The sequence below is a fragment of the Streptomyces sp. Act143 genome (assembly GCF_003143935.1).
GTDB lineage: Bacteria > Actinomycetota > Actinomycetes > Streptomycetales > Streptomycetaceae > Streptomyces.
In genome coordinates this window covers 5,943,322-5,955,078 of record NZ_QFRX01000001.1, presented here as the reverse complement: position 1 = coordinate 5,955,078, position 11,757 = coordinate 5,943,322, and the positions used below count along the sequence as shown (strand labels likewise).

Genomic DNA, 11,757 nt, shown 5'->3' with positions numbered 1-11,757 from the left:
GACCCCCACTGGTGACGAATGATCATGGACCTGAACAATGCGCGTGGCATTGCCGAGGCCGAAGCCGCCCGCACCGGGCTGGGCACCGGCCCCAACCGGCGGCTCCGGCTGGCATTGATCATCGGGATGCCGCTGTTCCTGCCGGTATTGGAAGTCATGATCCTGGTGCCGAAGTCCCTGAGGAATGACGTGCTCTACGTCTACGAGGCCGGGATCGTCGGCTGCCTTCTGCACTACGTCTGGGTGTTCGTGAAATACCCCCGGTCCACGGATCGTCCGCCCTACCGCACGCGGGGACCTCGCCATGGGCGGTGGCTTCTTCCTGCCCTCACCGTTCTTCGGCTTCTGGCTGGGCGTGATCGCCGCCCCGCTCTGGGCGCTCTTCGTAGGCGTTGCCTACGCCGTGGAAATAGCGCGGGGGCGCCATGACGACCATTAAGCACCGCCGGCCCCCCTTTCGGCTTCAACCTGGTGCCGCCGCCCGGCTGAGACGTGATCCCACCACGCACGGGCACCAAGGCAGCGATGGACCGCATCGTCCGGAAGACCGTCGCAAAATTGCCCGTCGGCTTCCCCAAGGACGACGTTCCGCGTTTCGTTCGTGGCTTCGGAGCCGATCGAAATCCCCCGAGTCAGGCCCAGCGGCCCGGAAACAGCCCTGGCCTCGCTCGCCTCGGAGATCCCCGGTGCCGAGACACGGGAACTCGACGACACTGCGGCTCTCCGTTCGGAACGAGAGGTACCCACAGACGCGGCACAGGGCGTCGACGTCGCGCACCGTCGGGTCGAGTACTTCGTCACCGTCCCGAACAGCAGACCTGACCAGCATCTCGCCTTCTCCTTCAGCCCCCTGATCGCACCCGGCTCGGATCCCGTCTTCTACGACACCCTCGTGGAGTTGTTCGATGCCGTGATGGACACCTTCCGCTGGAGCTACGCCTGAAGGCTCCTTCGCAGTGCCCCCACGAAAGAGACCGCCCATGTCCGAAAGCACCCTCTGGAGCACCGACCTCGGCGCCCCGCTCCACATCGATACGGATGCCAACCCAGACCTCTGGGGCTATCTCCACCTTCAGATCGACAAGAAGACCTTCAAGGAATGGCTGGACCTGCACCTGACTGGTCTGGCCGCCGTCCACGACATCGAGCTCACCCGCAAACTCCGCCGATTCCACAAGAGCTTCTACGAGCAGACGATCGTCACGCTCCGGGACAAACTCCAGGCCGACGAGGCGTTCATCTACCACCCCGTCCCCCTGACCTACATGCCGCTGGTGATGCACGCCACCCGCATCCACTGTGAGGCCCCAGGCGTGGCTTCCTGCGAGGGAATCACCGCGCTCACGGTGCCGCACCCGGAAATCCCCGAGTGGCAGCAGCGAACCGGCAGCGTGCCGTTCGCCTCGTCGCACCTGGGCGGGGACGGGGTCCGGGTCACCCGCTCTTACCCTGCGGACAGCACCATCATGATGACCTCGGTGACGTACCACTGGCACACCCCGCCAGGCCTCCCCGACGTCCTGCTCCGCGGCCACCACGACGATCCGGAAGTGATCGCCGCCGCGATGGAGGCACTGGACGACTTCGCACGGACGCTCCGGCTTCCCGGGATGGCCCTTTGAGGTCCGCCCCCCTCGCATTAGCCCAACTCCTGAGCCTGAGCACGCAACGGGGCCGCAGTCTCAGTCACCGGTCCTGATGTCCACCGTTCTCCGGTCCCCGTCGACTTCCACCGCCACGACCCACATCGTCCCCACCAACTCAGCCACCAACCGGCTGACTTGCCCACCGCCCTCCCCCGGCTCCCACATGACTGAGACGACACCGATCTCCGCCACCCCAGGCGGACACACCGCGTAGCAGATGTACTCGACGGTCCTCGCCCTGCCCAGCCCCAGAAAGGCTCGTTGCGTCCGCGCCGCCCCCTGGTCGCGGGCCGCCGGACCGGCCGGCAGGGTCAGGGTGCGGGCGTCCGGGGCGCCGACGATCGCCGCGTCGGAGGATTTCAACAGAAGGGGGGCAACGTGTGTTCCGGTCCGGTTGAGGGTGAGCGCTCTGCGGCGTAGGTCCCGGATCGACATGGCTGGCTTGAGCCTGAGCCGGGATGCCTCGAGATCCGTCGCCACGGCCGCGGTGGCCACGCCCCAGGCCGTACCGAAGTCTGTCTCCTCCAGCGTCAGGTCGGCCCAACCGGTCTGGAAGTCGAACGCGAAGGTGTAGTCCGCCGGGAGCGCATCAGGATCACCGTCGCGAGTGGTCACCGTCATGCTCCCCGGGGATCTGCCCACCATCAGGTGAAATCGAGATTTCCACCGTCAAAGTCCGCACAATGCTGTCCGCGGCTTCCTCCATCTCCTCGTCGAGGCCCGGCACCGTCCACGACACGAGGAGCATGACGGCACTATCGGCGCCGGTGGGAAGAACCCCGTAGGTCACCGTTCTCAGCGGGGTTCCGGTGGGCGCAGCCGACGGGGCATCCAGCGCGAAGTTCTGCCGCAACCGCACCGCCGGGCCGATCGGCAACTCGGCGTGCGCGATGCGGGGCAGGCCGAAGTCGTGTGCGCTGAACGTGTCCGCCAGCCAGTCGAGCGTGATCCTCGGGACTGTCGCGTCCGGATGGATGAGGTCCACTTCCAGGACGGCGAGTGCGGTGTCGAAACCGTCGGGATAGAAGGCGAAGGCGTAGAAGGGCTCGCGAGATCGGCTGTCCTCGGCCCTGGCCCGGAGGTCGTCCCGCAGGGCCCGTCCGTCCACGCCATGACCGGCCGCTTTGCTGCGATCACGAAGGGCCTTCGCGGTGCTCTTGGCCCAGCTCTTCACGTCATCCGACGGGTCGATGGGAAGCGGCACCCAGTCCGTGGGACAGACGATGCCGCAGGCGGTGAGGTCGCTCACGACCGCCGTTCCTTCCGTCGAAAACCCACTCACGACCAACGCGACGGCACGGTGCCCGCAAGCAGGCACCGCGCCGTCAAACTCCAGCAGGCCGGCCCGGCAGTCGGGCAGGATTACTTACGAGCCGACTTGGCCAGCTCCTCATCGATCTGCTCGAACTTGTCCGCAGCGGTCGTGAGGTAGTCCCCCATGCCGTCCAGACCGTCCAGCGTGTCCTTCGTGCCGCGGACGAACTCGTCGAAGTTCTCGTCGAAGGCCTTGGACGAGCTCTTCGTCACGTAGCCGGACTGGACGAGGTTGTTGATGTACTTCTTCAGCCCGTCGAGCTTCTCCTGGAGCTTTTCCTTCTCCTTGACGACGTGCTTCGCAGCGTCGCGCATGTCCTGATATGTGACATCAAGGTCCTTGGCCATGTGGCCGCTCCCATCAAAACGCCGCAGGGCCAACCCCCGTGGCTCCCTGTTTGCAGAGCGATCGGCAGCCAGGCCGCTCTGGGTGGCCCGGAGGCAACCGGGGCAACCGGGGCAGCCGGTGTGATCGTCCGCTCTTGGTGCAGCAGCTTACGGGTGGGACCTGAGGTGTCACATCCCCGGTTGTGAACAAGACGTCGTGAAGACGTCACGAACTCGTGCACGCGCCGTTGCCATCGGGAAGTTATCCACAGCACCGCACCCCGCCCTCGCCTCCCCGCTCCCCAGTTGTCACACCCACCGGATATCGTCGATTCCTGCCGTGGCCTGCGTTGCAGAAGCAGCCACGGGGGCCACAGTGGCCGTGGGGAGGACATACCGTGCGCCTGACTCTGACCGTCGTCGACCCGTTCGGCGGCGGCACCGCCGATGTCGTGCTCGATGCCGATCCCGAGTCCACCGTGGGGGACATCGCCCAGGAGCTGGCCAAGCAGGTCGGGGCCGCCGGTGGCGCTCAGGTCATTCCGCTGGGGCTTCAGCAGCACCAGATCCCCGCCCACAACGCCCCCCTCCTCTACGTCGACGGATACGGCGTCGATCCGTCCGCCACCGTCGTCAACTCCCCCCTCCGCGACGGCGCGGTCGTATCGCTCCAGGATCCCGCCGGATGCCTTCCCGGCGAACCCACCGGCCTCGTCGAACTGCGCGTCGTCGGCGGCCCGGTCGCCGGGTTCGTGCACCGGCTCGGCGTCGGGCGCTACGACATCGGCAGCGGGCCGGCCTCGTACATCCGCATCGACGACCCCGAACTCGACGCCCGCGCCCTCACCTTGTCGGTCGCCACCGACGGCACCTGCCAGGTCACCGTCCACACCAAGGCCGAGAGCGACGACGACCCCGCGCCCGTGACGCTCGACGGCACCGCCGTGGAGGAGGACAAGACCGACTGGCCGCTCGGGGGGCAGATCGCCGTCGGCAACACCCTGCTGGAGCTGACCCGTTACTCGCCGCCCAACGCCGCCCTCAAGTGGTCCGACGACGGCATCGGGCTCGACTACAACCGGCCCCCGCGGCTGCGGCCCCCGGACCGGCAGACCAAGTTCCGGCTGCCTTCGCCGCCGCGGGAGTACGAGGCGCGCCCGCTGCCCTGGCTGATGGCGCTCACGCCGCTCGTCGGTGCCATCGTCTCCGTGCTGATCTTCCAGCGCTGGTACTACCTGATCATGGCGGGCCTCAGCCCCATCCTGCTCTTCGCCAACTACTTCAACGACAAGAAGCACGGCCGCAAGTCCCACGCCAAGCAGGTCAAGGAGTACGAGGAGCAGAAGGAGAAAGTCGAGAAGGACGCCCAGGACGCCCTCGTCGCCGAGCGGACGGACCGGCGGCACGCCATTCCCGACCCCGCCACCGTCCTCTCCCTCGGCACCGGGCCCCGCACCCGTCTCTGGGAGCGGCGGCGGACCGACCGTGATCATCTGCTCATCCGGGTCGGGACCGGGCAGCTGGATTCGGAAGTCGTCCTCGACGACCCCGAGCAGCTCGATCACAAGCGGCAGGTCACCTGGAAGATCGAGGACGCTCCCGTCGCGCTCTCCCTCCGGTCCCTCGGGGTCATCGGCATGGCCGGGCCCGGCGACTCCGCCCGCGCCATGGGGCGTTGGGCCGTCGCGCAGACAGCCGCCCTGCACAGCCCCATGGACGTGCAGTTCTACGTGCTGAGTGAGAACTCCGCGCAGGAGTCCTGGGACTGGACCCGCTGGCTGCCGCACGCCAGACCCGGCTCCGGGCAGGACGTCAACGTCCTCATCGGCACCGACGCCGAGACCGTCGGCGCCCGTATCGGTGAGCTGACCCAGATCCTCGACGCCCGCAAGAAGGCCGCCGAGCAGAACAAGGGGCAGGGCACAGGGTTCAGCGACCCGGACATCGTCGTCGTGTGGGACGGGTCGCGGCGGCTGCGCTCCCTTCCCGGTGTCGTGCGGATTCTGCGCGAAGGGCCCGCCGTCTCCCTGTACGCCCTCTGCCTCGACGCCGAGGAGCGGTTCCTGCCGGGCGAGTGCCAGGCGTACGTCGTCGCCGAGCCGCCCGCGCAGGAGTACGACTACCTTCAGCAGGCCCAGTCGCAGCAGCCGGTCGCCGGTGGCGGCTTCCCCTCCTTCCAGGCCTGGCACCACACCGGCCAGGACAGCAGTCACACCGAAGCCGCCGCCGACAAGCTGCGGCTGCGCGTGGAGGAGGCCGGTGCCGAGCGGATCAAGGACGTGCGGCCCGACTTCGTGTCGCCGACCTGGTGTCTGCGGCTCGCGCGCGCCCTCTCGCCGCTCCGGGACATCAGCGGGGAGACCGAGGACTCCGCCCTGCCCGCCGCCTCCCGGCTCCTCGACGTGCTCCAGCTCGAACCGCCGACCAGTGACGCCATCGTCGCCCGCTGGCGGATGGGCGGGCAGTCGACGCTCGCCGTGATCGGTGAGTCGTACGACGGGCCCTTCGGCATCGACATCCGCAAGGACGGTCCGCACGGCCTCATCGCCGGCACCACCGGTTCGGGTAAGTCGGAGCTGCTGCAGACCATCGTGGCCGCGCTCGCCGTGGCCAACACGCCCGAGAACATGACGTTCGTGCTCGTCGACTACAAGGGTGGCGCGGCGTTCAAGGACTGTGTCCATCTGCCGCACACCGTCGGCATGGTGACCGACCTCGACGCCCACCTGGTGGAGCGGGCCCTGGAGTCCCTCGGCGCCGAGCTGCACCGGCGCGAGCACATCCTCGCCGCCGCCGACGCCAAGGACATCGAGGACTATCAGGACCTGGTCCGGCGCGATCCCTCGCACGCGCCCGTGCCCCGACTCCTCATCGTCATCGACGAGTTCGCGTCCATGGTGCGTGACCTGCCCGACTTCGTCACGGGTCTGGTCAACATCGCTCAGCGAGGGCGGTCGCTCGGTATTCATCTGCTCCTCGCCACACAGCGGCCCTCCGGTGTCGTGTCCCCGGAGATCCGCGCCAACACCAACCTCCGCATCGCGCTGCGCGTGACCGACGGCGGCGAGTCCTCGGACGTCATCGACTCCCCCGAGGCCGGGCACATCAGCAAGAGCACCCCGGGCCGGGCGTACGTGCGGCTCGGGCACGCCTCCCTTGTGCCCTTCCAGTCGGGGCGTGTGGGTGGCCGGCGGCCCGGTGCCGCCGACCCCGCGGTGCTCATGCCGTGGGTGGGTCCGCTGTCCTGGGAGGACCTGGGCCGCGCGGCCCTCGTGAAGCCCAAGGCCGAGTCCCGTGAGGACGAGGAGATCACCGACCTCAAGGTCCTCGTCGACACCATCCGGGACGCCAACAGCTCGCTCGGCATCCCGCCGCAGCACAGCCCCTGGCTGCCCGCGCTCGACGAGACGCTGCTCCTCGACGACATCCAGGTGCCCGCGTTCGCCGGCGGGCCGGGCAAGCTGCCGCCCGCGCCGTACGGTGTCGAGGACCTGCCCGCGCAGCAGGCGCGCCGCCCGGTCGCCGTCGACTTCGCATCCTTCGGGCATCTGATGATCGGCGGTGCGCCGCGCAGCGGCCGTTCGCAGGTGCTGCGGACGCTCGCGGGCTCGATCGCGCGGACGCACTCGGTCGCCGACGTGCACATGTACGGCATCGACTGCGGCAACGGCGCGCTCAACGCGCTGACCCGGCTGCCGCACGTCGGCGCGGTCGTCGGGCGCAACCAGACCGAGCGGGTGGTACGGCTCGTCAACCGGCTCAAGGGCGAGATGGACCGCCGCCAGAACCTCCTCGCCGACAAGGGGTTCGCGGACATCGGCGAGCAGCGTGCCTCGGTCGCCGAGGACGAGCGGCTGCCGCACATCGTGGTGCTGCTGGACCGCTGGGAGGGCTGGGTGCCCACGCTCGGCGAGGTCGACCACGGTTCGCTGACGGACGAGTTGCAGACGATGATGCGCGAGGGCGCCTCGGTCGGCATCCACCTGGTCCTCACCGGTGACCGCACGCTGCTGGTGGGCCGGATCGCGACCCTCACCGAGGACAAGTACGGTCTGCGGCTCGCCGACCGCAGCGACTTCTCGGCGCTCGGCATCCCGGCCCGCAAGGTGCCGGAGGAGATTCCGCCGGGCCGCGGTTTCCGCAACGAGTTCGGTACGGAGACGCAGTTCGCGCTGCTCTCCGAGGACACCACGGGTCAGGGCCAGGCGGCGGCGCTGGCGGCGATCGGCGAGGCGGCGGCCGCGCGCGACGCCGCCGTGCCGCGCTCGCACCGGCCGTTCCGCGTCGACAGCCTGCCGAGCCGGGTCTCCTTCCCGGAGGCCTGGGAGATGCGCGACCCGGAGGCGTCCCGCGCCAAGCTGTGGGGTCTGGTCGGCATCGGTGGCGACGAGATCGTCGGCTTCGGCCCGGACCTGTCGCAGGGGGTGCCGACGTTCGTGGTCGCGGGCCCGGCCAAGTCCGGCCGCTCGACGGTCCTGATGAACTTCGCGCAGTCCTACCTCACACAGGGCGTACGACTGGTCATCGCGGCCCCGCGCCAGTCCCCGCTCCGTCAACTGGACGGCACAGAAGGCGTTCTGAAGGTCTTCACCGGTGACGACATCGACGAGGACGAGTTCGAGGAGCTGATGGACGAGGCGAGCCTGGAGGAGCCGATCGTCGTCCTCGTCGACGACGGCGAGATCCTGGAGGACTGCGACGCCGAGAGCCAGCTGAAGAAGCTCGTCTCGCGCGGCGCCGAACGCGGCCTCGCGATGGTCATCGCCGGTGACGAGGAGGACGTCTGCTCCGGCTTCTCCGGCTGGCAGGTCGACGCCAAGAAGGCCCGCCGCGGCATCCTGCTCTCCCCCCAGGAGACCTCCTCCGGCGACCTCATCGGCGTCCGCCTCAACCGCGGCCTGGTCGGCGGCCAGATCACCCCGGGCAAGGGCATGCTGCATCTCGGGGACGGGGAGCTGCGGACGGTCGTGGTGCCGGGGTGAGCCGCGAGGCGGCGGGTGCCGCGGCGGTCGGGGGCGGTGCCCGCAACACACCTGCGCGGATCAGCATCTGGGCCGCGTCGCTCGGCGCCGGGTTGATCGCGGGCATCGTCATGACGCCGGTGCTGTGGTTGCTGTACGGCGGCCTGTACACGTTCTGCGTGTTCGTCACCGGTGTCGTCGCGATCCCCGCCGGGCATCTAGGTCGGCGCCGCGGCAAGCGGCTGGGCGGCCGGGACCGGGGGCTGGCCCTGGCCGGCATCGTCACCGGCTGGTTGCTGGTCCTCTTCGCGCTGCTGCTGGTGCTGGCCTACGCCGGGCTGGTGGCGGGGGCGGCGGTCCTGGTCGACTCCGCGTGAGCGCCACCGCCCGCCTCCCCTGGCCTACTCGACCTTCGACAACCGCGCCTCAGGGTTCCCCTCCGCCTCGCTCTCCGAGACGTACCTCAGGTCGTCGCCGACCGGTGTCAGGCGGACCGTGTGGGCGGCCGGGTTGCAGCCGTCGTGGTTCCCCTTGGCGCCCACGGACGTCGCGACGAGCTGTGTTTTCGTCACCTGCTTCAGGGTCAGGACGTCGTTGCAGACGCCGCCGAGGATGTCCGTCTGCCTGAGCCGGCCCAGCTCCTGCCCCACGGCCACCTCCTTGACGGTCAGCCGGAAGGTGCCCATCGGGATGCCGGAACCGGTGGCCTGGCCCTCCCAGGTGCCGAGGTAGCGATCAGGGACGGTCCCGGCCCCGGGGGCCGTGTCGTCCGCGCCGGTGCTGCCCGTCGGCGCCGAACTCGCTGTCGGCTGCGGCGAATACGCGCCTGCGCTGCCGCCCGCGTCGGAGTCACCCTGGTCGGTGGGCAGCAGGTCGAAGCCGAACACCGACCCCACCGTCACCGCCGCCAGCGCCCCCGCGACCGCGAGGGCCACCGTGCAGCTGAGTCTGCGGCCCCGTCCCCCCGCCGCCGGAGCGGTGTCAGCCGCCACGGTGACGGACAGCTTCCCGCGCGGAGCGTCAACCGCCGTCCCCGGCACGGCATCACGAGGCTCGGGCACCGAGACAGCGGGCGTCACCGCCGGCATGACCGGCGCCGGCCCGAACTCCCCCACGGTGGGCGTCACGCCAGGCAGCACCGCGGCGCTGCTGAACCCCACGACCCCCGAAGCCGGCTCCCCGGCCGCCGCCCCGGCCGTCTCCCCCACCGCCTCCAGGTTCAGCAGCTGTACGGCGCTGCGGCTCACCCTCTCGACCAGCGCCCCCGGCAGCCACCCGCCCGCGACCAGCCGTGCCGCGCCCTCCGGGGCGAGCCGCCGGGACACCTCCGCCGGAGTCGGCCGCTCCGCGGGCGACTTGGCCAGGCAGGCCGTGACCAGCTCCCGCAACTCACCGCTCAGGGAGCCCAGTTCGGGCTCCTCGTGCACGACCTTGTAGAGCAGCGCGGCCGACGAGTCCCCGGGGAAGGGCGACGCCCCGTTCGCCGCGTACGCCAGCACCGCTCCCAGCGAGAAGACGTCCGCCGCCCCCGAGACGCCCTTGCCCAGGATCTGCTCGGGCGACATGTATCCGGGCGAGCCGACCGAGACCCCGGTCGATGTCAGGGACGCGGTGCCGTCCGTGGCGCGCGCGATGCCGAAGTCGATCAGCAGCGGGCCGTCCAGGGTCAGCAGCACGTTCGACGGCTTCACGTCCCGGTGGACGAGGCCCAGTTCGTGCACGGCCGTCAGCGCCTCCGCGAGGCCCGCCCCCAGGACCCGTACCGACGGCGCGGGCAGCGGACCGTTCTCGGTCACCGCCGCCGTCAGCGACGGGCCCGCCGCGTACCCCGTGGCCACCCACGGCACCGCCGCGTCCGGGTCGGCGTCCAGCACCGGGGCCGTCCAGGCGCCGCCCACCCGCCGGGCCGCCTCCACCTCGCGCCGGAAGCGGGCTCGGAACTCCTCGTCGAGGGCGAAGTGCGGGTGCACGATCTTGACGGCGACCGTGCGGCCACCCGCGCTGCGGCCCAGGTAGACCCGGCCCATGCCGCCGGAGCCGAGCCGGCCGAGCAGCCGGTAGGGCCCCACCACCGTGGGTTCGTCGACTCCGAGCGGCTGCACGACGACCGCCCCCTTCCCCCGTCGGCCACGAGCCCCCTCAAGGCTCAGATGCAGGTTACGGCCGAAGCAGTTCCACCTTCACGTCCGCCGGGAATCCCGTCGTCGGCCCCACCCGGCGCGCGAACTCCGCGACCGCCTCCAGCTGCGGGCCGCCGAACCGGAAGTCGAGGGTGGTGAAGTACGTCTCCAGCACCTCCTCCTCGAACTCCTCCCAGCGGGCGGCCTGCTCGGCGACCTTGCCGACCTCCTCCAGGGAGAGGTTCCGGGAGGCGAGGAAGGCCTCGTGGACCCGGCGGGTGATCACCGGCTCGCGCTCGGCGTAGTCCTTGCGTGCCGCCCACACCGCGAAGACGAACGGCAGCCCCGTCCACTCCTTCCACAGCGAACCGAGGTCGTGGACCTCCAGGCCGTACTTCGGTCCGTCGAGCAGGTTGGCCCGCAGCGCCGCGTCACCGATGAGGACGGCGGCCTCCGCCTCCTGCATCATCAGGCTGAGGTCGGGCGGGCACGTGTAGTAGTCGGGCCGGACGCCGTACCGCTCGGACAGCAGGAGCTGCGCGAGGCGGACCGAGGTACGGGACGTGGAGCCCAGGGCCACCCTCGCCCCGTCGAGCTCCTCCAGCGGCACCTGCGAGACGATCACGCAGGACATCACCGGGCCGTCGCACCCGACAGCGATGTCAGGGAAGGCGATCAGGTCGTCGGCGTTGCGCAGGAACTCGACGAGGGTGATGGGCCCGATGTCGAGATCGCCCTGCACGAGCTTCTCGCTGAGCTTCTCCGGGGTGTCCTTGGTGAGCTCGAAGTCGAGGAGCGTGCCCGTTCTCGCCAGCCCCCAGTACAGGGGCAGGCAGTTCAGGAACTGGATGTGGCCGACGCGCGGCCGGGTGCGTGAATTGTCCACATCGTGAGGCTAGACCCTGAGGGCTGACGTACGATGACCACCCCCGCCGTCAACCCGACACGAGCGAGATCAAACATCCGGGTGACGTGATCTTGACCTCTATTGCTTTCGGCTGCCCACATGCTAGGCTCGCCGCAAGTTGCAGTTTGGTTTCCCTTGCAGTACAGAGCCTGCGGAGCATGTAACCGCAGGCTCTAGTCGTTTTCAGACGTATGCAGTTGTGCAGCACTGTTTTCACAATCGCAGGTTCTGGAGCAGGGCAACCCTTTGGGCCCAAGGAGGGCTTATGGCTACCGGAACCGTGAAGTGGTTCAACGCCGAAAAGGGCTTTGGCTTCATTGCCCAGGAGGGCGGCGGCCCGGACGTCTTCGTCCACTACTCCGCCATCAACGCGAGCGGTTTCCGTTCGCTGGAGGAGAACCAGCAGGTCTCCTTCGACGTGACCCAGGGCCCGAAGGGCCCGCAGGCGGAGAACGTCACCCCCGTCTGAGACTTCTGAGTCT

General features: G+C 69.6%; 11 protein-coding genes. 6 read left to right on the top strand and 5 right to left on the bottom strand.

Annotated elements, in window-relative coordinates; genetic code table 11:
- Positions 1-18 precede the first annotated feature (18 nt).
- The 3 genes from DI272_RS27130 to DI272_RS27120 all read left to right on the top strand — a co-directional run bounded on the left by DI272_RS27130 (position 19) and on the right by DI272_RS27120 (position 1,622).
- Complete coding sequence (locus DI272_RS27130) at positions 19-429, top strand: hypothetical protein (RefSeq protein ID WP_258314691.1); 411 nt, start codon at positions 19-21, stop codon at positions 427-429.
- A gap of 172 nt (positions 430-601) precedes the next feature.
- Positions 602-943: a hypothetical protein gene (locus tag DI272_RS27125; RefSeq protein ID WP_258314690.1), complete on the top strand. Its 342-nt coding sequence runs from the start codon at positions 602-604 to the stop codon at positions 941-943.
- 37 nt (positions 944-980) lie between these two features.
- The gene (locus tag DI272_RS27120; RefSeq protein ID WP_109497861.1) at positions 981-1,622 is read left to right on the top strand and encodes a hypothetical protein; all 642 of its coding nucleotides are present in this window, start codon (positions 981-983) and stop codon (positions 1,620-1,622) included.
- Between the two features lie 60 nt (positions 1,623-1,682).
- Here DI272_RS27120 and DI272_RS27115 read toward each other — a convergent pair whose 3' ends face one another.
- The 3 genes from DI272_RS27115 to DI272_RS27105 all read right to left on the bottom strand — a co-directional run bounded on the left by DI272_RS27115 (position 1,683) and on the right by DI272_RS27105 (position 3,275).
- A complete protein-coding gene (locus DI272_RS27115) occupies positions 1,683-2,261 on the bottom strand; it encodes a hypothetical protein (protein WP_109497860.1) in 579 nt (192 codons plus the stop codon).
- The gene (locus DI272_RS27110; protein WP_109497859.1) at positions 2,242-2,895 is read right to left on the bottom strand and encodes a hypothetical protein; all 654 of its coding nucleotides are present in this window, start codon (positions 2,893-2,895) and stop codon (positions 2,242-2,244) included. Before DI272_RS27110 ends, DI272_RS27115 begins: the two co-directional genes overlap by 20 nt.
- Positions 2,896-3,008: 113 nt before the next feature.
- Entirely contained in the window at positions 3,009-3,275 is a 267-nt protein-coding gene (locus DI272_RS27105) for a WXG100 family type VII secretion target (RefSeq protein WP_059193207.1), read from the bottom strand.
- A 410-nt stretch (positions 3,276-3,685) separates the two neighbouring features.
- Between DI272_RS27105 and DI272_RS27100 the strand changes: the two genes are divergently transcribed.
- Together DI272_RS27100 and DI272_RS27095 are read left to right on the top strand one after the other, a co-directional pair.
- Positions 3,686-8,269: an FtsK/SpoIIIE domain-containing protein gene (locus tag DI272_RS27100; protein ID WP_109497858.1), complete on the top strand. Its 4,584-nt coding sequence runs from the start codon at positions 3,686-3,688 to the stop codon at positions 8,267-8,269.
- Entirely contained in the window at positions 8,266-8,625 is a 360-nt protein-coding gene (locus DI272_RS27095; protein WP_109497857.1) for a DUF4190 domain-containing protein, read from the top strand. Before DI272_RS27100 ends, DI272_RS27095 begins: the two co-directional genes overlap by 4 nt.
- 24 nt (positions 8,626-8,649) lie before the next feature.
- Here DI272_RS27095 and DI272_RS27090 read toward each other — a convergent pair whose 3' ends face one another.
- Together DI272_RS27090 and DI272_RS27085 are read right to left on the bottom strand one after the other, a co-directional pair.
- Positions 8,650-10,350 (bottom strand): serine/threonine-protein kinase, encoded by a 1,701-nt coding sequence (locus DI272_RS27090; RefSeq protein ID WP_109497856.1) that lies wholly within the window; start codon positions 10,348-10,350, stop codon positions 8,650-8,652.
- 55 nt (positions 10,351-10,405) lie between these two features.
- Positions 10,406-11,254 (bottom strand): menaquinone biosynthetic enzyme MqnA/MqnD family protein, encoded by an 849-nt coding sequence (locus DI272_RS27085; protein ID WP_109497855.1) that lies wholly within the window; start codon positions 11,252-11,254, stop codon positions 10,406-10,408.
- A gap of 286 nt (positions 11,255-11,540) precedes the next feature.
- Between DI272_RS27085 and DI272_RS27080 the strand changes: the two genes are divergently transcribed.
- On the top strand, positions 11,541-11,744 hold the full coding sequence (locus DI272_RS27080; RefSeq protein WP_003992177.1) for a cold-shock protein: 204 nt from the start codon (positions 11,541-11,543) through the stop codon (positions 11,742-11,744).
- Positions 11,745-11,757: the final 13 nt, after the last annotated feature.